We start from the raw sequence: 24,368 nt of genomic DNA, 5'->3' as shown, positions 1-24,368 counted from the left end.
CCTGTGCTCTGCGCGTGTTACTGGTTCTGGCTTTCGCCGCGGTAGTACTCGAAGACCCAGCCCCACAGGCCGATCATGATGATCGGGGCCGAGAAGTAGAGCAGCCACCAGCCGAAGATCACGCCCATGAAGGCGAGCGCGCCACCGATGCCGAGGGAGAGCGGCTGCCAGCTGTGCGGGCTGAAGAAACCGACCTCACCGGCGTCGTCGGCGACGTCGGCCTCCTTGTTGTCCTGGGCGCCCACGTCGACACGCCGGGCCGTGAAGGCCAGGTAGTAGCCGATCATGATGCACAGGCCGAAGCCCAGGAAGAGCGCCGTGGTGCCGGCGGGCTCCTTGGACCACACGCCGTAGACGATGGCCATGGCCAGCACGAAGACTGCCAGCCAGATGAACATCTTGCCTTGGACCTTCACTTGCCGGCCTCCTTGCCACCAGCGAGGGCCTTCTCACCGTGACCGGCGTTCTCGAGCTGGTCGAGAGCGGCGATCTCCGGGTGGTGCAGGTCGAAGGCGGGGGATTCGGAACGGATCCGCGGCAGCGTGAGGAAGTTGTGCCGCGGCGGCGGGCAGGACGTGGCCCACTCCAGCGAACGGCCGTAACCCCACGGGTCGTCGACCTCGACCTTCTTGCCGTACTTGGCGGTCTTCCACACGTTGTAGAAGAACGGCAGGATCGACAGGCCGAGCACGAACGAGCTGATCGTCGAGATCGTGTTCAGGGCGGTGAAGCCGTCGGCCGCGAGATAGTCCGCGTAACGACGGGGCATGCCCTCGGCACCCAGCCAGTGCTGGACGAGGAAGGTGCCGTGGAAGCCGATGAACAGCGTCCAGAAGGTGATCTTGCCGAGGCGTTCGTCGAGCATCTTGCCGGTGAACTTCGGCCACCAGAAGTGGAAGCCGGAGAACATCGCGAACACCACCGTGCCGAACACCACGTAGTGGAAGTGCGCCACCACGAAGTAGGAGTCCGAGACATGGAAGTCCATCGGCGGCGAGGCCAGGATGACACCGGTCAGACCACCGAAGGTGAAGGTGATCAGGAAGCCGGTGGCCCATAGCATCGGGGTCTCGAACGACAAGGACCCCTTCCACATGGTGCCGATCCAGTTGAAGAACTTCACGCCGGTTGGCACGGCGATGAGGAACGTCATGAAGGAGAAGAACGGCAGCAGCACACCGCCGGTGACGTACATGTGGTGCGCCCACACCGTCACCGACAGACCGGCAATCGCGATGGTCGCGCCGATCAGGCCCATGTAGCCGAACATCGGCTTGCGGGAGAAGACCGGGATGACCTCACTGATGATGCCGAAGAACGGCAGCGCGATGATGTACACCTCTGGATGGCCGAAGAACCAGAACAGGTGCTGCCACAACAGGGCACCACCGTTGGCGGCATCGAAGATGTGTGCGCCGAATTTCCGATCCGCCTCCAGCGCGAACAGCGCGGCGGCAAGCACGGGGAAGGCGAGCAGCACGAGGACCGCGGTGAGCAGCACGTTCCACACGAAGATCGGCATGCGGAACATGGTCATGCCCGGCGCGCGCATGCAGATGATGGTGGTGATGAAGTTGACCGCACCCAGGATGGTGCCGAAACCGGAGAACGCCAGACCCATGATCCACATGTCGGCGCCGATGCCCGGCGAGCGGACCGCGTCGGAGAGCGGGCTGTAGGCGAACCAGCCGAAGTCGGCCGCGCCCTGCGGGGTGAGGAACCCGCCGACCGCGATCAGCGAGCCGAACAGGTACAGCCAGTAGGCGAACATGTTCAGCCGGGGGAACGCCACGTCGGGCGCGCCGATCTGCAGCGGCATGATCCAGTTGGTGAAACCGGCGAACAGCGGCGTCGCGAACATCAGCAGCATGATCGTGCCGTGCATCGTGAACGCCTGGTTGAACTGCTCGTTCGACATGATCTGCGTGCCCGGACGGGCCAGCTCGGCGCGCATGAACAGCGCCATCACGCCACCGATGCAGAAGAACGCGAACGACGTGACCAGGTACAACGTACCGATCGTCTTGTGGTCGGTGGTGGTGAGCCACTTGATCACAACGTTGCCGGGCTGCTTGCGCCGTACCGGTAGCTCGTTCTCGTACGAGTCTTCGGCCGCGGCAGCACCCTGAGGTTCATTGAGGATGCTCACAGGTTGTTCGTCTCCCGGTTCTTCTCGTGGTCCGTCTGCTCGATACCGGCCGGGACGTAACCGGTCTGACCCTTCTCGGCGAGCTCCTTGAGGTGGGCCTCGTAGCGCTCGGGAGAGACGACCTTCACGTTGAACAGCATCCGGGAGTGGTCGACGCCGCAGAGCTCGGCGCACTTGCCCATGAAGGTGCCCTCCTTGTTGGGAGTCACCTGGAAGGAGTTGGTGTGGCCCGGGATGACGTCCTGCTTCATGAGGAACGGCACCACCCAGAAGGAGTGGATGACGTCACGCGAAGTGAGGATGAAGCGGACCGTCTTGCCCTTGGGGAGCCAGAGGGTCGGACCGGGGTTGCCGTTCTGCGGGTTCTTCGTGGCGGGCGTACCGACGTCGTAGACGCCACCGGCGTTCGCCGGGAACTGCTTCTTGAACCTGTCCGGAATCGCGTCCAGGTTCTTGTCGGTCGCCGCGTCACCGGTCGAGCCGTCGACGTTCTCGATGTAGTTGAAGCCCCAGCTCCACTGGAAGCCGACGACGTTGACCGTCACGTCGGGCTTCTCCTTGAGGCTGAGGAGCTTCGTCTCGTCGCGGGCCGTGAAGTAGAAGAGCACCGAGACGATGATGAGCGGGACCACCGTGTACAGCGCCTCGATGGGCATGTTGTACCGGGTCTGCGGAGGAACTTCGACCTTGGTGCGGCTGCGCCGGTGGAAGAACGCACTCCACAGGATCAGGCCCCAGACCAGCACGCCCGTGACGAGCGCCGCAGCCCACGAGCCCTGCCACAGGGAGAGGATCCGGGGAGCCTCTTCCGTGGTCGGGGTGGGCATACCAAGACGGGGAAAGTCCTTGTATGTGCAACCGGTGGCGGTCGCCAGGACCAGGCCCGCAGTCAGTGCCTGCAGCAGCTTCCGCCGCATCGGGCGCCGCGGCGAGCGGTCGGAGCCGTAGGGACTCACGTAGCGCCTTCCCGAGAGTCTCGCCCGCGCTGTTGGCTGCGGCCTTCTCGCTGGTCGGTCGCCGCCCTGCGTCGGGCAGGGGTTTGGATGTTTATGCGGAGCAAACCCTACTGGACGCTTTTTGGGGTCGCGCGGGGAGGGTCCCCAACGCGCCGCGGCTCACCCCGAAGGGATGGAATGCGGGGCTCCGGGCCGTATGTGACGGCCCGTCGCGGGGCGGCTGTGGACTCGGGTGGTGCGGTTTGTCGGCGGGTGCGGGTGCGATGTGGTTGCTCGCGCAGTTCCCCGCGCCCCTTAAGAGCAGGGGCTCGGCCCAGCAGGCCAGGGGCGCGGGGAACTGCGCGACCAGCCCCCACCGGCCCGCACCCGCACCCGCACCCGCACCCGCACCCGCACCCGACGATCAAGCCCAACGCACCCGTACCCCACCACACCGCATAGCGTGAGGTCGTGTCCTACTTCGACGCCGCATCCTCCGCCCCCCTCCACCCCGTCGCGCGCCAGGCCCTCCAGGCCTCCCTGGACGAGGGCTGGGCGGACCCGGCCCGCCTCTACCGGGAGGGCAGACGCGCCCGGCTCCTCCTGGACGCCGCCCGCGAGGCCGCCGCCGAGGCGATCGGCTGCCGCCCGGACGAGCTGGTGTTCACGACCTCCGGCACACGGGCGGTCCACATCGGAATCGCCGGCACGCTCGCGGGACGCCACCGCGTCGGACGCCACCTGATCGTGTCCGCGGTCGAACACTCTTCGGTGCTCCATTCGGCCGAGACGCACCGGACCCAGGGCGGCACGGTGTCCGAAGTGCCCGTTCTGCGCACGGGTGCGGTCTCCCCCGACACGTACGCCGAGGCCCTGCGCCCCGACACCGCGCTCGCCTGCCTCCAGTCCGCCAACCACGAGGTGGGTACGGAGCAGCCGGTGGCCGCGGTCGCCGTGGCGTGCCGCGCGGCGGGCGTCCCCCTTCTGGTGGACGCGGCGCAGTCGCTGGCCTGGGGCCGGGTGGAGGGTGGCTGGTCACTGCTGACAGGCAGCGCCCACAAGTGGGGCGGACCCTCGGGCGTCGGGCTGCTCGTCGTGCGCAAGGGGGTGCGGTACGCCCCTCAGGGCCCGGCCGACGAACGGGAGTCGGGGCGCGCTCCCGGCTTCGAGAACATCCCCGGGATCGTCGCCGCGGCGGCCTCGCTGCGGGCCGTACGTGCGGAGGCGGCCGCCGAGTCGGCCCGGCTGCGGGAGCTGACGGACCGGATCCGCGCGCGGGTGCCGGAACTGGTCCCGGACGTGGAGGTGGTGGGCGACCCGGTGCGCCGGCTCCCCCATCTCCTCACCTTCTCCTGTCTCTATGTCGACGGAGAGACACTGCTGCACGAGCTGGACCGCGAGGGCTTCTCGGTCTCGTCCGGATCGTCCTGCACGAGCAGCACGCTGACGCCGAGCCATGTCCTGAGGGCCATGGGCGTTCTGAGCGAGGGCAACGTCCGGGTGTCCCTCCCCCTCGGCACCCCGGCGGAGGAGGTGGACCGCTTCCTGGACGTCCTGCCCCGCACGGTCGCGGCGGTGCGCGAGAAGCTGGGCGCCCCCACGGGCGCCCCCGCCGTGACCGTCGTCCAGGACGACTCCCTCGTCGTGGACGCCCTCGGCAAGCGCTGCCCGATCCCGGTGATCGAACTCGCCAAGGTGATCACCGACGTCCCCGTCGGCGGCACGGTCCGCGTCCTCTCCGACGACGAGGCGGCCCGCCTCGACATCCCGGCGTGGTGCGAGATGCGGGGCCAGGAGTACGTGGGAGAGGAACCGACAGAGGGCGGAACGGCGTACGTGGTCCGCCGCAGAGCGCCCCTCTAGGGGCCCGGGGCCGTATCCATCGCGGCTCCCGCGCACCGGCGTCTTTCAGGGGCGCGGGGCTGTATCCATCTGCGGCTCCGCCGCGTGAGCGCGACCAGCCCAGTTCTTTTAGGGGCGCGGGGAACTGCGCGACCAGCCCCCACGCACCCGCAGACATAAACGAACAGACGCGCCCGTCAAAAGGGCACCGGCACTAGGCCAGATGCCCTTGGACCTCCGCCGCGGCGTCATGCCCGTACGCCTTCGTGAACCGGTCCAGGAAGTGCGACCGCCGCAACTGGTACTCCTGCGTGCCCTTGGTCTCGATGACGAGCGTCGCGAGCATGCACCCGACCTGCGCGGCCCGCTCGTGCGAGACGCCCCAGGCCAGGCCCGACAGGAAACCGGCCCGGAAGGCGTCCCCGACCCCGGTGGGGTCGACCTTCGCCGTCTCCTCGGGCACACCGACCTCGATCGTGTCCGCCCCGACCCCCTCGATCCGCACGCCGCGCGCCCCGAGGGTCGTCACCCGGTGGCCGACCCTGGAGAGGATCTCGGCGTCGCTCCAGCCGGTCTTGGACTCGATGAGCCCCTTCTCGTACTCGTTCGAGAAGAGGTACGTCGCACCGTCGAGCAGCAGTCGGATCTCGTCACCGTTCATGCGGGCGATCTGCTGCGAGAAGTCGGCGGCGAAGGGGATCGAACGGGTCCGGCACTCCTCGGTGTGCCGGAGCATGCCCTCGGGGTCGTCCGCGCCGATCAGGACCAGGTCGAGTCCGCCCACGCGGTCGGCGACCGCCTTGAGCTCGATCAGGCGGGCCTCGCTCATGGCACCGGTGTAGAAGGAGCCGATCTGGTTGTGGTCGGCGTCCGTGGTGCAGACGAAGCGCGCGGTGTGCAGCACCTCGGAGATCCGTACGGAGGCGGTGTCGACGCCGTGCCGGTCCAGCCAGGCGCGGTACTCGTCGAAGTCGGAGCCCGCTGCCCCGACCAGGATCGGCGAGGTGCCGAGCTGGCCCATGCCGAAGGCGATGTTCGCACCCACGCCGCCCCGGCGTACGTCGAGATTGTCGACCAGGAAGGAGAGGGAGACCGTGTGCAGCTGATCCGCGACCAGCTGGTCGGCGAAGCGGCCGGGGAAGGTCATGAGGTGGTCTGTGGCGATGGAGCCCGAGACTGCGATACGCACGGCTAGGACACGCTCCTGCGAGGAGGGAGATTGACATCTAACGCTATCGGGTCCGCGCCGCGGCTTCGAAGCAGGCAAAACTACCCAATAGTAGGGCTTTTTTCGTAGGGCATGCGGTGCTTACGGTTCCGTTATGACGAACCTCAAGATCCATGGCGATGCTCCGCTCGATCTCGACGGCGGTCTGGCCGAGCTTCGGGGTGACTGCGCGCGTATGGTCCCGCACTGGTCGGCTCCCGCCAGGATCGTGGCGCTTCCGGTGTCGCCGTCACTGATTCATGGTGTGACGGTGCCGTCGGCTTCCGCGCGGATGCTGGATGCGATGTCGGACTACGGCGACTGATCGCTTCGCGGAGGGCTGGATGGAAGGTGCGGGCCGGCTGTGGCTGGTCGCGCAGTTCCCCGCGCCCCTGAAAGACGTAGGGCACCGCCCGCCCCCAAGGAGAAGTAGGGTGCCGCGTCCTAAAAAGGTGAGCGGCGCCAATTAGGGAACCGTGCGCTCCCCCGTCGCGTCCCATCGCTGTCCCCCGTAAAGGGGAGGCAGGATACGACCCTGCTGTGTCCTGACCCGGTCAGGGGCGGGTCTCATGGGACAGCGGTGCGGCAGAAGGAGCGATGCGGTGGACAGCGAGCGACCCGACAACGACGCGGCCGAGGCCGCCGACGAGGACAAGCCGCGCAGGCGGCATTCGCCGGTGGTCGTCGCCTCGGTCGCGGCCGCCGTGCTGCTCGCCGGGGGCGGCGGTGCCTACTTCGCCACGACCGCGTCAGGCGGCGGTGGAAGCAAGGACAGCTCCGGTACTCCGGGCGACGACGGCAACCCGCCGCCGCTCGCCCTGGACGGCTACACCGAGGGCGGCGCGAAGGGCACGGACGGCACGAACGGCATCGCGCCCGGCGAGCCCGACCCGAACGGCGCGACCTACCGCGCCGAGGGCGAACTCCCCGACGGCCCCTCCTCCGCGGCCGTCCACCGTGCGAAGGGCGAGGTCACCGCGGCGGAGGTGGCGAAGCTGGCCAAGGCCCTCGGCGTGGAAGGCACTCCGAAGGCGGAGGGCGACGCCTGGCTGGTCGGTGCCACGAAGGACGGTTCCGGGCCGGGTCTGCGGGTCAACAAGAAGGCACCCGGCACCTGGACGTTCAACCGCTTCGTGCCCGGCAGCGACAACTGCAAGAGCACCACGGTGTGCGCGAGCGGGACCGCCAAGGGTGCCGAGACCGGCGCCAAGGGTGCCGAGACCGACCCGGTCGGCGTGGAGGCCGCGAAGAAGGCCGCCGCTCCCGTTCTCAAGGCGGTCGGCCAGGACGACGCGAAGCTCGACGCGAGCCAGCTCATGGCCGCCGTACGCGTGGTGAACGCGGATCCGAAGGTGGGCGGGCTGCCGACGTACGGCTGGTCGACCGGCCTCCAGATCGGCCCGGACGGCCAAGTGGTCGGCGGCAGCGGCCAGTTGAAGACCCCGGTGAAGAGCGACACGTACCCCGTCCTCAGTGCCGAGAAGACGCTCGCCCTGCTGAACGGGTCCGGGACGGGCGGCGGGCGCGTGGGGATCGGCGGGTGCGCGAGTCCCGTACCGCTGAAGGACAAGGACGAGCAGCCCTGCGAGACGTCGACGGTGGCGCCGAAGCCCGAGACGGTCGTCGTCGAGGACGCCGTGTTCGGTCTGGCCACGCACTTCGTGGACGGGCGGCAGGCGCTGGTGCCGTCCTGGCTCTTCGAGGTGCGGCCCTCGGGGGCGGGCGCCGGCTTCACGGTCACGCATCCCGCGGTCGACCCGCGGTATCTGACCGCTCCGAAGCCTCCGGGCGGCACCCCGAGCGACGACCCGACGGTGGCTCCGAGCCCGCGGCCGAGCGAGCCGGGCGGCGGGACGACGGGGGCGCCGAAGACCGAGACCCGGGATGTCCGGGTCGAGGGCTACAGCGTGGACGGCAAGGAACTGACCGTGCGCTTCACGGGCGGGGTGTGCAGTGACTACAAGGCCTCGGCGCAGGAGTCCGGCGGCAAGGTGACGGTCCGGGTGACCGAGACGTTGAAGACGGACCAGGTCTGCATCCTGATCGCCAAGGTCTTCCACGAGAAGGTCGAGCTCAAGCAGTCGCTCGGGGAGCGGAAGGTCGTCGACACGGACGGCAAGGCGGTCCCGCTGGAGAAGGACCTGCCGAACCCGACCGGGGCGAGGTAGCCGGGGCTGCCGGGGACACCCGGCGACCGGCACGCGGAGGACGCGCACCCGCCGGTACGTGAGAACCCGCTGGTACGTGAGAACCCGCTGGTACGCGAAAGGCGGCGCCCTGTTGGAGGGGGCGCCGCCTTTCGGTGTCGTCCGGGACGACGGACCCGGCCGTCATCCGTCAAACGCAAGCAGCAGGCTTAGCTGAACGAGTCGCCGCAGGCGCAGGAACCCGTCGCGTTCGGGTTGTCGATCGTGAAGCCCTGCTTCTCGATGGTGTCCACGAAGTCGATGGAGGCGCCGCCCAGGTACGGAGCGCTCATGCGGTCGGTGACGACCTTCACGCTGCCGAACTCCTTGACGACATCGCCGTCGAGGGAGCGCTCGTCGAAGAAGAGCTGGTACCGCAGGCCGGAGCAGCCGCCGGGCTGAACGGCGACACGCAGCGCCAGGTCGTCGCGGCCTTCCTGCTCCAGCAGGCCCTTGACCTTGGCCGCGGCGGCGTCCGACAGGAGGATGCCGTCGCTCACGGTGGTGGTCTCGTCCGATACGGACATCTGCTTCTCTCCCGGGTTGTACGGAGACTGCTTGCCGACGGTTGCAACCGGCGGAGCCGCGGATTCATTCCGCGCCGAGCGTTAAGTCTTTGGCTTCTCTCTTCATGCTCGCACACCCGCCCCGAAGCGGAAAACGCCCTGTGGACAACCACCGCCCACACCTCGCCGGCCACGCCACGACCACCCCGTCGACCACCCCACGGGATTCACGTCACATGGACGCTATGGGCATCGTCAAAGTGACGTGAAGCGGTTATGATAGATAACGTCATTTCGACGAAAAGGCTTGTTCTGCTTGATCGTTCCAGCCGGTCGATCCAAGCGGGCCGCAGAACAGAAAGGGTGCGTGCCGTGACCACCGCCCAGACCCAGGAGCTCGACGTACAGCCGACGCCCCTCGCCCTGCTGCTCCTCGGCCGTGAGGCCGACCCGAGGAGCGAGCGCGGCGTCGAATGTCCCGGTGACCTGCCCTCGCCGTCCGACCCGGACCTGGTCGAGCGCGCCCGCGCGGCCAAGGAGAAGCTCGGGAGCAAGGTCTTCGTCCTCGGCCACCACTACCAGCGCGACGAGGTCATCCAGTTCGCGGATGTCACGGGGGACTCCTTCAAGCTGGCCCGGGACGCGGCCGCGCGCCCCGAGGCCGAGTACATCGTGTTCTGCGGTGTGCACTTCATGGCCGAGTCGGCGGACATCCTGACCTCCGACGACCAGAAGGTCGTCCTGCCCGACCTGGCCGCCGGCTGCTCGATGGCCGACATGGCCACCGCCGAGCAGGTCGCCGAGTGCTGGGACGTGCTGACCGAGGCCGGCATAGCCGAGCAGGTCGTGCCCGTCTCGTACATGAACTCCTCCGCGGACATCAAGGCCTTCACCGGCAAGCACGGAGGCACGATCTGCACGTCGTCCAACGCCCAGCGCGCCCTGGAGTGGGCCTTCGAACAGGGCGAGAAGGTGCTGTTCCTGCCCGACCAGCACCTGGGGCGGAACACCGCCGTCCGGGACATGGGGATGACGCTGGAGGACTGCGTCCTCTACAACCCGCACAAGCCGAACGGCGGGCTCACCGCCGAGCAGCTCCGCGACGCCAAGATGATCCTGTGGCGGGGCCACTGCTCGGTGCACGGCCGTTTCTCGGTCGACTCGGTCAACGACGTGCGCGCCCGGATCCCCGGTGTAAACGTCCTGGTGCACCCCGAGTGCAAGCACGAGGTCGTCGAGGCGGCCGACTACGTGGGTTCCACGGAGTACATCATCAAGGCCCTTGAGGCGGCTCCGGCCGGTTCCAAGTGGGCGATCGGCACGGAGCTGAATCTCGTACGGCGGCTGGCGAACCGTTTCACGAGCGAGGGCAAGGAGGTCGTCTTCCTCGACAAGACGGTCTGCTTCTGCTCGACCATGAATCGCATCGACCTCCCCCACCTGGTCTGGACCCTGGAGTCCCTGGCCGAGGGCAACCTCGTCAACCGCATCGAGGTGGACCGGGAGACCGAGCAGTTCGCCAAGCTGGCGCTGGAGCGGATGCTGGCGCTTCCGTAAAGCAAAAAAGATTGCGCAGTTCCCCGCGCCCCTTTTAAGGGGCGCGGGGAACTGCGCAATCGGTGACCTACACCCCTACGGGCTCAGGCTTGTCGGAGGAGTCGGAGGCCTCGGCCTTCTCCCCCCGCTTCGCCGCCTTCTTCTTCGCGCGGCGCTCCTTGCGGAGCTCGACCATCGCGTAGAGCGTCGGCACCAGGAGCAGCGTCAGCAGCGTCGACGTGATCAGACCGCCGATCACCACCACCGCCAGCGGCTGGGCGATGAAGCCGCCCTCGCCGGTGATGCCGAGTGCCATGGGCAGCAGCGCGAAGATGGTCGCCAGGGCCGTCATGAGGATCGGGCGGAGCCGGTGCCGGCCGCCTTCCACCACGGCCTCGACGACCCCGTACCCCTGCTTGCGGTACTGGTTGATCAGGTCGATCAGCACGATCGCGTTGGTCACGACGATGCCGATGAGCATCAGCATGCCGATCATCGACGGCACACCCATCGGCGTACCGGTGATGACCAGCAGACCGATCGCACCCGTCGCCGCGAACGGGATCGAGACGAGCAGGATCAGCGGCTGGATCAGCGACCGGAAGGTCGCGACCAGCAGCATGAAGACGATCGCGATCGCGGCGAGCATCGCGAGGCCGAGGGACGCGAACGAGTCCTCCTGGTCCTGCGAGACGCCGCCGATGTCGGCCGTGGCACCGGCCGGCAGCTTGAGCGCGTCGAGCTTCGCCGTGAGGTCGGCGCTGACCGCGCCCGTGTTGTCACCGGTCGGCTTCGCCGAGATGGTGGCGGCGCGCTGACCGTCGATACGGGTCATCGAGACCGGCCCGTCGACCAGCTTCACCGTCGCGATGTCACCGAGCTTCACGGACCCGAGGCTGAGGCTCCTCAGCTCGGACAGCGTCTCGGCCGGCTTCGCCGACTTGATGACGATGTCGCGCTCGGTGTCGTCCAGGATCGCCTTGCCGCTGGTGGTGCCGCGCACCGCCTGGGCGACGGCCGCGCCGAGGGTCGTGTCGTTGAACCCGGCCGCGGCGGCCTTGTCGTTGGCCTTGACCGAGATCCGCGGCACGGACTGGGCCAGGTCGCTGGTGACGTCGGTGACGTCGTCGAGCCCGGCGACCGCGTCCCGGACCTCCTCGGCGGCCTCGCGCAGTACGGCGGCGTCGGCCGACTTCACCACGACGCTCAGGTCCTGGCTGCCGAAGCCGTCACCGGCCGCGACCGTCGTCGTACCGATCCCGGAGAGCTTGCCGAGCCCCTCCTCGATTCCGTCCTGGACGTCGTCGAAGGAGGCCGAGTCGGCGACCTTGACGGTGTAGGAGGCCTGGTTGGTGTCCGTGCCCCCGCCGAACGCGGCCATGAAGCCGGAGGAGCCGACCGTGACCTGGTAGTCCTCGACGCCCTTGACGCCGTCGAGCATCTTCTCGACCTTCTTGGCCTCGGCGTCGGTCGCCGCCAGGCTGGTGCCGGGCTTCAACTCCTGCTTGACCGTGATGACTTCCTGCTCGCCCTGGTCGAAGAAGTTCGTCTTCAGCAGGGGCGTCATGCCGAACGTACCGACGAGGACCACCACCGCGATCGCCACGCTGGTGAGGCGGCGGCGGGTCGCGAAGCGCAGCACGGGCACGTAGAAGCGCTGGAGGCGGCTGCGTGCCTCCTTCTCCTCGGCCTTGCGGCGGGCCTCCTCCGGGTCGATGCCGCGCACGTCCTTGGGGGCGCGCAGGAACCAGTACGAGAGCACCGGTACGACCGTCAGCGAGACGATCAGCGAGGCCAGCAGGGCCGCCGTGACGGTGAGGGAGAACGAGCCGAAGAGTTCGCCGACCATGCCGCCGGTCAGGCCGATGGGCAGGAACACCGCGACCGTGGTGAGCGTCGAGGAGGTGACCGCGCCCGCGACCTCGCGTACGGCCTTGAGGATCGCCTCCTGGCGCTCCTCGCCGTAGCCGAGGTGCCGCTTGATGTTCTCCAGGACCACGATCGAGTCGTCGACGACCCGGCCGATGGCGATGGTCAGGGCGCCCAGCGTCAGGATGTTGAGCGACTCGCTGCGGGTCCACAGCACGATCAGCGCGAGGACGACCGACAGCGGGATGGAGACAGCGGTGACCAGCGTCGAGCGGATCGACGCCAGGAAGACCAGGATGACGAGGACCGCGAAGAGCAGTCCGAGGGCGCCCTCGGTGGTCAGGCCCTTGATGGACTTGGAGACGGCCGGGCCCTGGTCGCTGACGACGGTCAGCGTGGCGCCGGAACCGAGGTCCTCGCGCAGGCCGGACAGCTTGTCCTGGACCGCGTCGGAGACCGCGACCGCACTGCCGTCGTGGTCCATGGTGACGGAGACGGCGAGGCTGGGCTTGCCGTCGGTGCGGGTGATGGAGTCCGCCGTGGCGGGCTCCTCCTCGACGGTGGCGATGTCACCGAGGCGTACGGGCTTCTTGCCGCCCTCGCCGGTGACCATCAGGTCCTGGATCTGCTTGAGCGAGGTGAAACCGCCGCCGACCTGGACCGTGCGGTTGCTGCCGTCCTCGTCGAAGGAACCGGCCGGGAGGGTCGCGCCGCCCGCCTGGAGGGCCTGGCCGAGCGCGGCCGTGTTCAGCCCGGCCTTCGCCAGCTTCGCGTCGTCGGGCGTGACCGCGACCTGAAGGTCCTGTACGCCGTCGACGGTGACCTGGCCGACGCCGTCGATGTCCTTCAGCGCGGGGACGACCGTGCGGTCGAGCTGGTCCGAGAGGGCCTGCTGGTCCTTGTCGGAGGTGACCGCGAGGACCACGGTCGGGATGTCGTCGGTGGAACCGGCGACGACCTGCGGGTCGACGTCGTCCGGGAGCTGCACACGGGCGCGGTTCACGGCCTGCTGGACGTCGGCGACGATCCGGGCGGAGTCGTTGCCGTAGTCGAAGGAGGCCATGATCAGGGCGTTGCCCTCGCTGGCCGTGGAGGTGACGCCGGAGATCCCGTCGACCGCTTCGAGGTTGTCCTCGATGGGCTCGACGACCTGCTTCTCGACCACATCGGGGGACGCGCCCTGGTACGGCGCGATCACCGACACCATGGGCAGTTCGATGGTGGGCAGCAGTTGTTGCTTGAGCTGCGGGATCGCTATCGCCCCGAAGGCGAGCGCGATGATCGACATGAGCCCGATGAGGGCACGTTGGGCGAGGCTGAAGCGGGACAGCCAGGACATGGGTGACGGGTCTCTCTTCTGTGGCTTGAGTCTCTGGAGCGGCAGAATGGGCTCATGTGAGCGTCCGCCTATCACTCTGAGCCATGGGTGAGGCCCTACCCTCGCCCCCAGGTCCCGTTTCCTTATGCCGCGCATACCGCGCCCGCAGTACGTGCGGGTGGAGCTCACTCCACCCTTGGGCGTACCAGTCCGGACTCGTACGCGATGACCACCAGCTGTGCCCGGTCGCGGGCTCCCAGCTTGGCCATGGCCCGGTTGACGTGCGTCTTCACCGTGAGCGGGCTGACCGTGAGGCGCTCGGCGATCTCGTCGTTGGAGTGCCCGCCGGCGACCTGGACGAGGACCTCGCGCTCGCGGACGGTCAGCGCTTCGAGGCGTTCGGCGCGGCCGGGGTCCCGGTCGTCGTCATCGCCGTCGCCCTGGGCGAGGAACTTGGCGATCAGTCCCTTGGTGGCGGCCGGTGACAGCAGCGCCTCGCCGCCGGCCGCGATCCGGATCGCGTTGAGCAGTTCGTCCGGCTCGGAGCCCTTGCCGAGGAACCCGGAGGCTCCGGCGCGCAGCGACTGCACGACGTACTCGTCGACCTCGAAGGTCGTCAGCATCACGACGCGTACGTGGGCGAGGCCCGGGTCGGCGCTGATGAGCCGGGTCGCGGCGAGACCGTCGGTGCCGGGCATGCGGATGTCCATGAGCACGACGTCGGCCCGCTCGTCGCGTGCCAGCCGCACGGCCTCCGCCCCGTCCGAGGCCTCTCCCACGACCTCCATGTCGGACTCGGAGTCGACAAGCACACGGAACGCGCTGCGCAGCAGTGCCTGGTCGTCGGCGAGCAGGACGCGGATGGTCATGCGGGGTCCCCCGTGGGTGCCGTGGTCGATGCCGCCGGTCTGGAGGCCGGAGCGGGTGCGGGTGCGGGTGCCGCCGCGGTGGACGCGGTGCTTCCGGTGCGGCTCTTGACCGGCAGGATCGCATGGACCCGGAAGCCGCCTCCGTATCGGGGTCCGGCGGTGCAGACGCCGCTCAGCGCGGTGACCCGCTCGCGCATGCCGAGCAGTCCGTGGCCGCCGTTCTCCTCCAGCCGGGCCTCGGCGTCGTCGCCCGGTCCGTTGTCGAGGACTGTGATCTCCACGTTCGGTCCCACGCGTACGACGCTGACCTCGGCCTTCGCCTCGGGGCCCGCGTGCTTCTGCACATTGGTGAGGGCTTCCTGGATGACGCGGTACGCGGCCAGGTCGACGGCGGCGGGGAGGGTGGTGCCGTGGTCGGTGCGGGCCACCTCGACGGGCAGGCCCGCGTTGCGGAAGGTGCCGACGAGTTCTTCGAGGCGGTGCAGGCCGGGGGCCGGTTCGGTGGGGGCCTCGGGGTCGCCGGACTGTCTCAGCAGGCCGACCGTGGCGCGGAGTTCGTTGAGCGCGGAGCGGCTGGCCTCGCGGACGTGGGCGAGGGCTTCCTTGGCCTGGTCGGGGCGCTTGTCCATGACGTGCGCGGCCACTCCGGCCTGCACGTTGACGAGAGCGATGTGGTGGGCGACGACGTCGTGCAGGTCGCGGGCGATACGGAGGCGTTCCTCGGCGACGCGGCGTCTCGCCTCCTCCTCGCGGGTGCGTTCGGCACGCTCGGCGCGCTCTCTTATCGCGTGTACGAAGGCTCGGCGGCTGCGGACCGCGTCGCCCGCGGCTGCCGCCATGCCGGTCCAGGCGAAGATGCCGAGGTTCTCCTGTGCGTACCAGGGCAGGGGGCCCGCGAGCATGGCGATGCCGGTCAGGACCGTCATCGTGAGGAGGCCCACGCGCCAGGTGGTGGGCCGGTCGGTCGCCGACGCCACCGTGTAGAGGGCGACGACGGCGGACATCACGACCGGGGCCCTGGGGTCGCCCGTCACGAACTCCACGACCGACAGGGCGCTCGTCGCGAGGAGCACCCTCAGGGGGTGGCCGCGGCGGAAGACCAGGGCGGTCGCGGCCAGCAGCATGAGGGTGAGGCTGAGGACGTCCGGGGTGCGGGCGCCCCAGTCCGGGCCGCCGTGTCTGCCGTTCGGCTCCGCGAACGAGCCGACGACCATGCAGGCGAGGACTGCTGCCGCGAGGGCGCCGTCCACCACCAGCGGGTATGCCCGCAAGCGGGTTCGGGCGCGCTCGAGTGTGCTCACGGTTGTTTACGGTACGGGGCCCTTGCAGGGGGCGGAACTGGTGCCACCGGTAATCGGGCCTGGTCCGACGTTTTTCGCCCCCGCCGCCCCTACCCATTCCCGTCCCCTGGGGCTCCGCCCCAGACCCCGTGGGTGCGATTTCGGGTGCGGGTCCGGCTGTGGCTGGTCGCGCAGTTCCCCGCGCCCCAAAAGACCTTAGGGGCGCGGGGAACTGCGCAGTCTTTTTGGGGGTTCGGGGGCTGGCCCCCGAGTAGTGACGGGAATGGGTAGGGGCGGCGGGGGCGAAGAAAAGTCAGCCCGGGATCAAGCCGTCGTCGTTGAGCATGTCCCGGACCTCGGAGAGGGTCGCGTCCGGGGACGGGAGGATCAGCTCGGAGGGTTCGAGGGCGTCGTCGGGGAGTGGCGTGCCGAGGCGGCGGACCGCGTCGAGGAGTGCCCCCAGCGTGCGCCGGAAGCCCTCCTCGTCACCGGACTGCATCTCCGCGAGGAGTTCGTCGTCCAGCTTGTTCAGTTCGGTGAGGTGGCCGTCGTCCAGCCTCACCTGTCCCTCCCCCATGATCCGTACGATCATGACGCCCTCCTAGGCGTGGGACCGCAGCCAGCGGCTGCTGCTACTGCTTGTCGAAGCGCGGAGTGTCCTGCGACTGCTGCTTGGACTGAGTCTGGTCCTTGCCGCCCTCGATCGCCTGCTGGGAGGAGGAACCGCCGGCCAGCTCGGCCTTCATCCGCTGGAGCTCCAGCTCCACGTCCGTGCCGCCGGAGAGCCGGTCGAGCTCGGTCTGGATGTCGTCCTTGGCGAGCCCGGAGGAGTCGTCGAGGGCGCCGGAGGCGAGCAGCTCGTCGATGGCACCGGCACGAGCCTGGAGCTGCGCGGTCTTGTCCTCGGCGCGCTGGATGGCCATGCCGACGTCGCCCATCTCCTCGGAGATGCCCGAGAAGGCCTCGCCGATGCGGGTCTGCGCCTGGGCGGCCGTGTACGTCGCCTTGATCGTTTCCTTCTTGGTCCGGAAGGCGTCGACCTTGGCCTGGAGCCGCTGCGCCGCGAGGGTGAGCTTCTCCTCCTCGCCCTGGAGGGTCTGGTGCTGCGTCTCCAGGTCGGTGACCTGCTGCTGGAGCGCGGCACGGCGCGACAGCGCCTCACGGGCCAGGTCCTCCCGGCCGAGCGCGAGCGCCTTGCGGCCCTGGTCCTCCAGCTTGGAGGACTGGTTCTGGAGCTGGTTCAGCTGCAGCTCCAGGCGCTTTCGGGAGGTCGCCACATCGGCGACTCCCCGGCGCACTTTCTGCAGCAGCTCCAGCTGCTTCTGGTACGAGTAGTCGAGGGTTTCGCGCGGGTCCTCGGCCCGGTCAAGGGCCTTGTTCGCCTTCGCGCGGAAGATCATCCCCATACGCTTCATGACACCGCTCATGGGCTTCGCGCGCCCCCTTCTGACGGACTCCAGCTCCAGCGACTGCAACAGAACCCACAGTACGGGCCCTGCATCCATTACCGCACTGTTCGGGGACGGATGCGCTCATCCCCAAGGACGACTGTGAATGATCTTGCTCCGGCGTAGGGAGTAGGTGTCCCCCGGGGTTCGTCCCGGGGTCGGCCCGGAGAACCGTGGGCAGCCACCCCTTTTCGGGCTCTTCTGTCCCCCTACAGACGACCGGTGTTGCCGGATCGTTCCCCACTGGGCTGACGTCCATGCCTCCGTACCCCTTACCCTTGGGTTTTGTGTTCCGTAGCCGTGCCAAGGATGAGAAGGCCCACGCCGACAAGGCGCCGGTGACCGACTCCACTCAGCCCCGTGACCCGCAGGCCCCCAAGGGTCGGCCCACGCCCAAGCGCAGTGAGGCCCAGTCCCAGCGCCGCAGCGTGGCCAATACGCCGACGACGCGCAAGGAGGCCGCCAAGCGGCAGCGTGACGATCGCCGTACCCAGATGGCGAAGCAGCGCGAAGCGCTGGCCAGTGGGGACGAGCGCTATCTGCCCGCCCGTGACAAGGGCCCCGTGCGCAAGTTCGCGCGCGACTTCATCGACTCGCGGTTCTGCATCGCCGAGTTCTTCCTGCCGCTGGCGGTGATCATCCTCGTCCTGAGCATGGTCCAGATCGCCCAGCTGCAGAACGTGGCGCTGCTGCTGTGGCTCTTCGTGATCGTGATGATCATCGTCGACTCGATCGGTATCGCGATCCGCATGAAGAAGCAGCTGAACGCGCGCTTCCCGGAAGAGCCCAAGCGCGGCGCGGTCGCCTACGCGCTGATGCGCAGCCTCCAGATGCGTCGCCTCCGGCTGCCGAAGCCGCAGGTCAAGCGCGGAGAGCGGCCCTGAGCGCGGGATCTTTCACGGGGGGCGCGGCCGAAGCCTGGCTGAGCAAGCTGGGCGGCCTGCGTGATGTCGTACGGCAGGAACTGGTCGCCCGGCAGCTCGACGAGCAGATAGCCGGGCGGTTCCCGGTCGGGCAGCGGCTGCGCGTGCTCGACGTGGGCATGGGCCAGGGCACGCAGGCGCTGCGGCTGGCCCGGGCCGGACATCAGGTCACGGGGGTCGAGCAGGACTCCACGATGATCGCCGTCGCACGTGAGAGCCTCGCCGCCGAGCCGGAGGGGATCCGCAGCCGTGTGCGGCTCGTCGAGAGCGACGGCCGGGACACCGGCGTCCACTTCCTGCCGGGCAGCTTCGACGTGGTGCTGTGCCACGGTGTGCTGATGTACGTCGAGGAGCCCGACCCCCTCCTCGCCGGGCTCGCCCGGATGCTGGCCCCCGGCGGACTGCTCTCCCTGCTCGTACGGAACGCCGACGCGCTGGCCATGCGGCCGGGGCTGGCCGGCGACTGGGCGGGCACCCTGGCGTCCTTCGACACCAGCGCGTACACGAACCGTCTCGGACTCGACGTACGGGCCGACCGGCTCGACGCGCTCACCGGCACGCTCGCCGGGATCGGGGCGCCGCTGCACGCCTGGTACGGCGTGCGGGTCTTCACGGACACCGCGGCGGACGACGCGGCCGTCCCGGACGACGTGGAGACGCTGCTGGCCGCCGAGGAGCGGGCCGGGCGGACGGATCCGTACCGCCGGGTGGCCGCCCTGCTTCACCTGTGCGGCGTACGGGGCTGAGAACCCCCTGTTCGGCCCCGCACCGCAGGCCGGACCCACCGCCCCGAGGCAAGACTCGGGACATGGATGTTGCGTCGCCGCCTGCCCGGCCCCGTAGCCGCGCCCTTGCCCGTGTCCTTCCCTTGATCGTCGGCTGCTGCGTGGTCCTGCTCGGCGGGTGTTCCGGCGGTGGGGCGTCGACCGGGACCGGGAGTGGCACCAAGGCCGCCCGGGCCGCCGCTCCCCGGGCCGCGAACGATCTGCAGGACGACTACCAGAAGGTGATCAAGGACGTCCTGCCGTCGGTCGTGCAGATCCAGGCGACCAGTGATCTGGGCTCCGGGGTCGTGTACGACGACAAGGGGCACATCGTCACGAACGCGCATGTGGTCGGGGACGAGAAGACCTTCAAGGTGACGACGGCCAACAGCGAGGACGAGCTGACCGCGAAGCTCGTCTCCACGTACCCGCAGCAGGACCTCGCGGTCATCAAGCTGGACAAGAGGCCGGAAGGGCTGAAGGCGGCCGAGTTCGGGGACTCCTCGAAGGTGGACGTCGGCCAGATCGTGCTGGCGATGGGCTCGCCGCTCGGGCTGTCGTCCAGCGTCACCCAGGGCATCGTGTCGGCGACCGGACGCACCGTCAGCGAGGGCAGTACGGACGGAGGGACGGGCGCCACCATCGCCAACATGGTGCAGACGTCGGCCGCGATCAACCCGGGCAACAGCGGTGGCGCCCTCGTCGACCTCGACGGGCAGGTCATCGGCATCCCAACGCTCGCCGCGACCGATCCCGGCATGGGTGAGGGCGCGGCGGCGGGCATCGGCTTCGCGATTCCCGCGTCGATGGTACGCACGGTCGCCGACCAGATCGTCGAGGACGGCAGGGTCACCGATTCGGGACGGGCCGCGCTCGGCATCACCGCCCGGACCGTGGTGGGCGCCGACTACCTGCCCGCCGGGGTCGCGGTGGTCGAGGTCAAGGACGGCGGCGCGGCCGCGAACGCGGGCATCGAGCGCGGGGACGTCATCACCGGGCTGGATGACACCGGGATCACCACGGTCACCTCGCTCTCCGAGGCGCTCGCGGCCCGGAAGCCGGGCGAGAAGGTGCGGGTGACGTACACCCGCGACGGTGAGGAGAAGAGCGCCGAAGTGACGCTCGGCGAGCAGTGACCCTGCGGGAGGCCGGCCGTGTCACGGCCTTCGGCGGGTGGTGGAGACGGGGGGAGATGGGCTGCGGAGGGGCCGCGGTCGTTCGTACGGCCGCGGCCCTCACGCGTATGGGCTACGGGGGCCTAGGAAGCCTCTGCGTGCAGGCTCATCGGACCGTAGATCTCCGTGGCGTCCTCGGAGAGCCGGACCTGGTCCGCCCCCGCCTCGGCCAGCGCCTTCCAGTGTTCGCCGAGCCAGGACTCCGCGTCGCCCTGGGTGGTGAACTCCTCGGGCTGGACCGCGGGCTGGACTTCCGTCCCGTCGGCCTTCTCGAACCGCCACGTCCATGCCGCCATGTCAGCCTCCCAAAGTTCCCAGCAAGATCGGGCTCTCGCCCTGAAGCCTAGGCGGTTCGGTGGTTGTCCGGTGTTCAAAAGTGCAGGTCGAGAAGTGTTGTGTGCTGTCTGCGGGTTGGTGGGGGCTTGTCGCGCAGTTCCCCGCGCCCCTTAAGGGGCGCGCTCCCGTGTACCCCCCTGACGGGCACAAGCCGTGTTGACGCGGGAAAATCAGATCCGTGGAAGTGACTTTGCTTGGTACTGGTGGGCCTGCGGGGCTGCCTCGGCCCGATTGTCCGTGTGCTGTTTGTGCGGTGGCGCTGGGTGTGGATGCGCGGGCGGCCGCCGCCTTGTTGGTCGACGGGGCGTTGTTGCTGGACCTGACGCCCGGGGCGGCCTTTGCCGCGGCTCGGGCCGGGCGGTCGTTGGGCGGGGTGCGGCAGGTGTTGCTGTCGCATCCGCACAACGGGCCCGCGGTGGAGGTGCCGGCGGGGCTGCCGCAGCCTGGGCGGGTGCCGGACGGGCGGGAGCTGGCGCTGCTGACGGGGCATCGGGTGCGGGCGGTGCCGATGGACGCGCCGGGCACCGGATACGCGGTGACGGGGCCGGACGGGCAGCGGCTGCTGTATCTGCCGCCGGGTGCGGCGCCCGCGGGTCTTGAGGGGGTGGCCGGGGCGTACGACATGGTGGTCGCCGATGTCGTCGGGCGGCCGGACGCGCTGGCCCGGCTGCGGCTGGCGGGAGCCGTCGGGCCGGCCACGGACGTGATCGCGGTGCACCTCGACCATGACGTGCCGCCCGGCCGGGAGCTGACACGGCGGCTCGCGGCGGCGGGGGCACGGGCGGTGCCGGACGGCACGACGCTGACCGTGGGGGTTTACGAGGACGTGCCCGACGTGCCCAGGCGGACTCTGGTGCTGGGCGGGGCCAGGTCCGGGAAGTCGGTGGAGGCCGAGCGGCGTCTGGAGGCGTTTCCCGATGTGCTGTACGTGGCCACCGGCGGGACGCGGAACGGGGACGGCGAGTGGGCCGCCCGGGTGCACGCCCATCGTGAGCGGCGGCCCGGCTCCTGGCGTACCGCCGAGACCTGTGACCTCGTACCCCTGTTGAAGGACGACGGGGCGCCGCTGCTCGTGGACTGTCTGTCGTTGTGGCTGACGGACGCGATGGACTCGGTGAACGCGTGGGACGACGACGAGTGGGGCGGTGGCGGTGAGCGTGCGCTGCGGGCCCGGGTGGAGGAGCTGACGGCCGCCGTCCGCGAGACCCGCCGCACGGTGGTCGCCGTCTCCAACGAGGTCGGCTCCGGCATCGTCCCCGCCACCCCCTCCGGCCGCCGCTACCGCGACGAACTCGGCCGCCTCAACGCGGCGTTCGCGACCGAGTGCGAGCACGTGCTGCTGGTGGTGGCGGGGCAGGCGCTCACCCTGAAGGGCGAGGAGTCCATGCGCTAGGCGTCCGAAGGGCGGGGAGTGTGTCTGCCCGCCGTCTTGCGGGCGATGATGCGGTACGCGTTCGAGAAGCGGGTGCGGCGCAGCAGCGGGGCCAGGACGTGGTCCAGGGCGAAGGCGGAGGCCAGCAGCGGGGTGGTGGCCCGGGTCAGGGCCGTACGGAGGGTGCGCTGGAGGTCGGTCGGCGGGCTCGGGCGCCAGGGCTCGTCGCCGCCCGGCAGCCGGTTGCCGATCGCCAGAGCGAGGGCGCCCGTCAGGTCGTACGGGATGTGGGGTTCGCGGCGGTCGGTGGAGACGACCGTGCAGCCGAGCTCGTCGAGTTCGTCGAGGAGGTTGCGCAGCGGCATGAGGTGGAGGTGCTGCGGCTGGCAGTAGGACACCCACCACTTGCCGAGCAGCGCCCCGAACGCGCAGTCCGGGTCCGGGACTTCGACGAGCAGATGCCCGCCGGGGCGCAGTACGGCGAGCGCGGCGCGCAGTTCCTCGCGCGGGTCGGGGCTGTGCTCCAGGTGGTGGAACATGCTGACCACGTCGTAGCGGGCGCGCAGTCGGTCGACCAGGTCGGGCAGCCGGCCGTGGTGCGCCTCCTCGACGCGGCCCGCCGTCCGGGCCTGCTCGACGCGCGAGGTGGGGTCGAGCCCGTCGAAGGACGTGTACGTGTACAACTCCTTGGCCGCCGCCGGGAAGTGGCCGTGGCCGGTGCCGACGTCCAGCCAGCTCTCGGGTTCGGGGTACGGGAGCATCGCGCGGGCGGCGGCCTCGTGGCGTCTGCGTCCGGCGCGGCCACGCAGGATCCGCTCGGCGAAGCCCTCGTGGGTCTCGGTGTGCTCGTGGCCCTCGTAGAAGTCCCGGTAGTAGAAGGCCAGGCCCTCGGCGGTGAGACGGGGGTTCTGGAAGGCGTGGGCGCAGTCCTCGCACTCGTCGACGACGAAGGTGCCGGGCTTGTGCTGGAGCAGGTCCGGGGTGCGCAGGCGGGTGCGCAGCCGCCGGGAGCCGCACCAGGGGCAGTCGGTCCGGCGGGGCTCGTGGAAGTGGTCGGTGCCCTGGGCGAGTTCGCTGAGATACGCGGCGCGGCGCCGGGCGGCGGTCTGCTGGGCGGGAGGTGTGGGGGGTGCGGGAGGTGTGGCGGGTGTGGGGGGCATGGTCTGTCTGCTCCTGCCGGTACGACGCGGTACGACCCTGTAGAGGCTGATATGAGCTGCTACCGGTCGATACAAACCGGTATGACAATCCACTGCAAACCGGAACGTATGGGATGGCGATCTCCGATGCAACGACCCCGTGCAGCGCACTGACCGACCGTCAGGGGACCGGTCCGATCACTGCCGGTACTGTTCGGCGAATGAGCTCGCTTAATCTCGACGACTTCACCGATCTGATCGAGCGCCCCGACGGCGGTGTGCGCCGTGACGCCGAGGCGCGCCGGGAGCGACAGGTCGTGCCGCCCGGGGCCCTGGGACGCCTCGACGACCTCGGTGAGTGGCTTGCGGCCGCGCAGTCGGCCGTACCGGTGCGGGCGATCGAGCGTCCGCGTGTGGTGCTGTTCGCAGGCGACCACGGGGTCGCCTCACTCGGAGTGTCGGCGCGGCCCGCGGGGAGCGCGGACGAGCTGGTGCGCGCCGTACTCGACGGCGCGAGCCCCGTCTCCGTACTGGCCCGGCGGCTCGGTGTGCCCGTGCGCGTGGTGGACATGGCGCTCGACTGCGAGCCGGAGAGCCTGCCCGACGAGGTCGTACGGCACCGGGTGCGGCGCGGCTCCGGGCGGATCGACGTGGAGGACGCGCTGACCCTGGAGGAGGCGGAGGCCGCCTTCCTCGCGGGCGTCGCCGTCGCGGACGAGGAGGCGGACTCCGGGACCGATCTCGTCGTGCTCGGCGATGTGAGCGTGGGCGGGACCACCGCCGCGGCCGTACTGATCGCGGCGCTGTGCGGCACCGACGCGTCGGTCGTCACCGGGCGTGGAGGGCGGGCCATCGACGACCTCGCCTGGATGCGCAAGTGCGCGGCGGTTCGCGACGCCCTGCGTCGCGCTCGGCCCGTGCTCGGGGATCAGCTGCAGTTGCTCGCGGCGGTGGGCGGGGCGGATCTTGCCGCGATCACCGGGTTCCTGCTGCAGAGTGCGGCACGGAAGACGCCGGTGATCCTTGACGGAGTCGTCTCGGCCGCGTGCGCGCTGGTCGGGCAGCGGGTTGCCTTCCGGGCGCCGGACTGGTGGTTGGCGGGGCAGACCAGTGGTGAGCCGGCCCAGGCGAAGGCGTTCGACCGGATGGCCCTTGAGCCGCTTCTCGATCACGGAGTGACTGTCGGGGAGGGGGCGGGGGCGTTGCTCGCCCTGCCGTTGGTCCAGGCCGCGGCGGCCTTGGCAGCGGAGCTCCCCGAGGGTCCTGAGAAGGAATAGCGGCTCGGGGTCAGTTCGTCGGGTGCGGGGCGGTGGGGGCTGGTCGCGCAGTTCCCCGCGCCCCTGAAGACAAAGGCCGGGGCTGCGCCCCGGCCTTTGTCTTTGGGGGCGGTAGCCCTTGCTTTTAAGGGGCGCGGGGAACTGCGCGACCAGCCCCCACTCACCCGCCCCCCCCCCCCCCCCGGCCGCCCCCCCCCCCCGGGGGGGGCCCGCGCCGCCGGGCGCCCCGGGGAGGCG

General features: G+C 69.8%; 21 protein-coding genes. 9 read left to right on the top strand and 12 right to left on the bottom strand.

Annotated elements, in window-relative coordinates; all coding sequences use genetic code 11:
* Window positions 1-17 precede the first annotated feature (17 nt).
* The 3 genes from ACIBEI_RS29090 to coxB are packed head-to-tail and all read right to left on the bottom strand — an operon-like array spanning window position 18 to window position 3,105.
* A complete protein-coding gene (locus ACIBEI_RS29090) occupies window positions 18-416 on the bottom strand; it encodes a cytochrome c oxidase subunit 4 (protein WP_307525337.1) in 399 nt (132 codons plus the stop codon).
* Window positions 413-2,149 carry a cytochrome c oxidase subunit I gene (ctaD, locus tag ACIBEI_RS29085; RefSeq protein ID WP_307525335.1) on the bottom strand — a complete coding sequence of 579 codons (1,737 nt, stop codon included), beginning with the start codon at window positions 2,147-2,149 and terminating at the stop codon, window positions 413-415. The genes ACIBEI_RS29090 and ctaD overlap by 4 nt, the downstream gene beginning before the upstream one ends.
* The gene (coxB, locus tag ACIBEI_RS29080; protein ID WP_398893199.1) at window positions 2,146-3,105 is read right to left on the bottom strand and encodes a cytochrome c oxidase subunit II; all 960 of its coding nucleotides are present in this window, start codon (window positions 3,103-3,105) and stop codon (window positions 2,146-2,148) included. The genes ctaD and coxB overlap by 4 nt, the downstream gene beginning before the upstream one ends.
* A gap of 450 nt (window positions 3,106-3,555) precedes the next feature.
* On the opposite strand from coxB, the gene ACIBEI_RS29075 reads away from it, so the two are divergent.
* Complete coding sequence (locus tag ACIBEI_RS29075) at window positions 3,556-4,947, top strand: cysteine desulfurase/sulfurtransferase TusA family protein (protein WP_398893198.1); 1,392 nt, start codon at window positions 3,556-3,558, stop codon at window positions 4,945-4,947.
* Window positions 4,948-5,140: 193 nt separating this feature from the next.
* On the opposite strand, the gene ACIBEI_RS29070 is transcribed toward ACIBEI_RS29075, so the two are convergent.
* A complete protein-coding gene (locus ACIBEI_RS29070; protein WP_359725867.1) occupies window positions 5,141-6,115 on the bottom strand; it encodes a carbohydrate kinase family protein in 975 nt (324 codons plus the stop codon).
* Between the two features lie 133 nt (window positions 6,116-6,248).
* On the opposite strand from ACIBEI_RS29070, the gene ACIBEI_RS29065 reads away from it, so the two are divergent.
* On the top strand, window positions 6,249-6,458 hold the full coding sequence (locus ACIBEI_RS29065; RefSeq protein WP_398893197.1) for a hypothetical protein: 210 nt from the start codon (window positions 6,249-6,251) through the stop codon (window positions 6,456-6,458).
* Window positions 6,459-6,735: 277 nt separating this feature from the next.
* Entirely contained in the window at window positions 6,736-8,301 is a 1,566-nt protein-coding gene (locus tag ACIBEI_RS29060; RefSeq protein WP_398893196.1) for a hypothetical protein, read from the top strand.
* A 188-nt stretch (window positions 8,302-8,489) separates the two neighbouring features.
* Here ACIBEI_RS29060 and ACIBEI_RS29055 read toward each other — a convergent pair whose 3' ends face one another.
* Window positions 8,490-8,846, bottom strand: a complete 357-nt coding sequence (locus ACIBEI_RS29055; protein WP_200398763.1) for an iron-sulfur cluster assembly accessory protein — start codon at window positions 8,844-8,846, stop codon at window positions 8,490-8,492.
* Between the two features lie 351 nt (window positions 8,847-9,197).
* Here ACIBEI_RS29055 and nadA point away from each other — a divergent pair, with 351 nt between their 5' ends.
* Window positions 9,198-10,382: a quinolinate synthase NadA gene (gene nadA, locus ACIBEI_RS29050; RefSeq protein ID WP_398893195.1), complete on the top strand. Its 1,185-nt coding sequence runs from the start codon at window positions 9,198-9,200 to the stop codon at window positions 10,380-10,382.
* A 67-nt stretch (window positions 10,383-10,449) separates the two neighbouring features.
* Here the strand turns inward: nadA and ACIBEI_RS29045 are convergent, their stop codons facing one another.
* The 5 genes from ACIBEI_RS29045 to ACIBEI_RS29025 form a co-directional block, all read right to left on the bottom strand.
* Window positions 10,450-13,569, bottom strand: coding sequence for an efflux RND transporter permease subunit (locus ACIBEI_RS29045; RefSeq protein ID WP_398893194.1), 3,120 nt, complete (start codon window positions 13,567-13,569; stop codon window positions 10,450-10,452).
* Window positions 13,570-13,733: 164 nt separating this feature from the next.
* Complete coding sequence (locus ACIBEI_RS29040) at window positions 13,734-14,417, bottom strand: response regulator (protein ID WP_398893193.1); 684 nt, start codon at window positions 14,415-14,417, stop codon at window positions 13,734-13,736.
* Complete coding sequence (locus tag ACIBEI_RS29035) at window positions 14,414-15,718, bottom strand: sensor histidine kinase (RefSeq protein WP_398893192.1); 1,305 nt, start codon at window positions 15,716-15,718, stop codon at window positions 14,414-14,416. The genes ACIBEI_RS29040 and ACIBEI_RS29035 overlap by 4 nt, the downstream gene beginning before the upstream one ends.
* Window positions 15,719-16,010: 292 nt before the next feature.
* Complete coding sequence (locus ACIBEI_RS29030) at window positions 16,011-16,289, bottom strand: hypothetical protein (protein WP_398893191.1); 279 nt, start codon at window positions 16,287-16,289, stop codon at window positions 16,011-16,013.
* 40 nt (window positions 16,290-16,329) lie between these two features.
* Window positions 16,330-17,124: a PspA/IM30 family protein gene (locus ACIBEI_RS29025; protein ID WP_398893225.1), complete on the bottom strand. Its 795-nt coding sequence runs from the start codon at window positions 17,122-17,124 to the stop codon at window positions 16,330-16,332.
* Window positions 17,125-17,402: 278 nt separating this feature from the next.
* Here ACIBEI_RS29025 and ACIBEI_RS29020 point away from each other — a divergent pair, with 278 nt between their 5' ends.
* The 3 genes from ACIBEI_RS29020 (at window position 17,403) to ACIBEI_RS29010 (ending at window position 19,968) form a co-directional block, all read left to right on the top strand.
* Window positions 17,403-18,029, top strand: coding sequence for a DUF3043 domain-containing protein (locus ACIBEI_RS29020; RefSeq protein WP_398893190.1), 627 nt, complete (start codon window positions 17,403-17,405; stop codon window positions 18,027-18,029).
* An 80-nt stretch (window positions 18,030-18,109) separates the two neighbouring features.
* Window positions 18,110-18,814 carry a bifunctional 2-polyprenyl-6-hydroxyphenol methylase/3-demethylubiquinol 3-O-methyltransferase UbiG gene (locus ACIBEI_RS29015; protein ID WP_143632796.1) on the top strand — a complete coding sequence of 235 codons (705 nt, stop codon included), beginning with the start codon at window positions 18,110-18,112 and terminating at the stop codon, window positions 18,812-18,814.
* Window positions 18,815-18,876: 62 nt separating this feature from the next.
* On the top strand, window positions 18,877-19,968 hold the full coding sequence (locus ACIBEI_RS29010) for a S1C family serine protease (protein WP_398893189.1): 1,092 nt from the start codon (window positions 18,877-18,879) through the stop codon (window positions 19,966-19,968).
* 122 nt (window positions 19,969-20,090) lie between these two features.
* Here the strand turns inward: ACIBEI_RS29010 and ACIBEI_RS29005 are convergent, their stop codons facing one another.
* Complete coding sequence (locus ACIBEI_RS29005; RefSeq protein WP_055618417.1) at window positions 20,091-20,303, bottom strand: hypothetical protein; 213 nt, start codon at window positions 20,301-20,303, stop codon at window positions 20,091-20,093.
* 218 nt (window positions 20,304-20,521) lie between these two features.
* On the opposite strand from ACIBEI_RS29005, the gene ACIBEI_RS29000 reads away from it, so the two are divergent.
* On the top strand, window positions 20,522-21,736 hold the full coding sequence (locus tag ACIBEI_RS29000) for a bifunctional adenosylcobinamide kinase/adenosylcobinamide-phosphate guanylyltransferase (RefSeq protein ID WP_398893188.1): 1,215 nt from the start codon (window positions 20,522-20,524) through the stop codon (window positions 21,734-21,736).
* Here ACIBEI_RS29000 and ACIBEI_RS28995 read toward each other — a convergent pair.
* Entirely contained in the window at window positions 21,733-22,875 is a 1,143-nt protein-coding gene (locus tag ACIBEI_RS28995) for a class I SAM-dependent methyltransferase (protein WP_398893187.1), read from the bottom strand. The two genes, ACIBEI_RS29000 and ACIBEI_RS28995, sit on opposite strands and share 4 nt — an antisense overlap.
* Window positions 22,876-23,075: 200 nt before the next feature.
* Here ACIBEI_RS28995 and cobT point away from each other — a divergent pair, with 200 nt between their 5' ends.
* On the top strand, window positions 23,076-24,131 hold the full coding sequence (gene cobT, locus ACIBEI_RS28990; RefSeq protein ID WP_398893186.1) for a nicotinate-nucleotide--dimethylbenzimidazole phosphoribosyltransferase: 1,056 nt from the start codon (window positions 23,076-23,078) through the stop codon (window positions 24,129-24,131).
* The last annotated feature ends 237 nt before the right edge of the window (window positions 24,132-24,368 follow it).

It is taken from the genome of Streptomyces sp. NPDC050988 (genome assembly GCF_044456225.1).
Taxonomy (GTDB): domain Bacteria; phylum Actinomycetota; class Actinomycetes; order Streptomycetales; family Streptomycetaceae; genus Streptomyces.
This window is presented reverse-complemented; position numbering and strand designations above follow the sequence as displayed.

Coding starts and splice junctions, on each gene's coding strand:
- ACIBEI_RS29065 (WP_398893197.1), top strand. CDS start 6,249: ATGACGAACCTCAAGATCCATGGCGATGCTCCGCTCGATCTCGACGGC.
- ACIBEI_RS29055 (WP_200398763.1), bottom strand. CDS start 8,846: ATGTCCGTATCGGACGAGACCACCACCGTGAGCGACGGCATCCTCCTG.
- ACIBEI_RS29045 (WP_398893194.1), bottom strand. CDS start 13,569: ATGTCCTGGCTGTCCCGCTTCAGCCTCGCCCAACGTGCCCTCATCGGG.
- ACIBEI_RS29040 (WP_398893193.1), bottom strand. CDS start 14,417: ATGACCATCCGCGTCCTGCTCGCCGACGACCAGGCACTGCTGCGCAGC.
- ACIBEI_RS29030 (WP_398893191.1), bottom strand. CDS start 16,289: ATGATCGTACGGATCATGGGGGAGGGACAGGTGAGGCTGGACGACGGC.
- ACIBEI_RS29025 (WP_398893225.1), bottom strand. CDS start 17,124: ATGAGCGGTGTCATGAAGCGTATGGGGATGATCTTCCGCGCGAAGGCG.
- ACIBEI_RS29020 (WP_398893190.1), top strand. CDS start 17,403: ATGCCTCCGTACCCCTTACCCTTGGGTTTTGTGTTCCGTAGCCGTGCC.
- ACIBEI_RS29010 (WP_398893189.1), top strand. CDS start 18,877: ATGGATGTTGCGTCGCCGCCTGCCCGGCCCCGTAGCCGCGCCCTTGCC.
- ACIBEI_RS29005 (WP_055618417.1), bottom strand. CDS start 20,303: ATGGCGGCATGGACGTGGCGGTTCGAGAAGGCCGACGGGACGGAAGTC.
- ACIBEI_RS28995 (WP_398893187.1), bottom strand. CDS start 22,875: ATGCCCCCCACACCCGCCACACCTCCCGCACCCCCCACACCTCCCGCC.
- cobT (WP_398893186.1), top strand. CDS start 23,076: ATGAGCTCGCTTAATCTCGACGACTTCACCGATCTGATCGAGCGCCCC.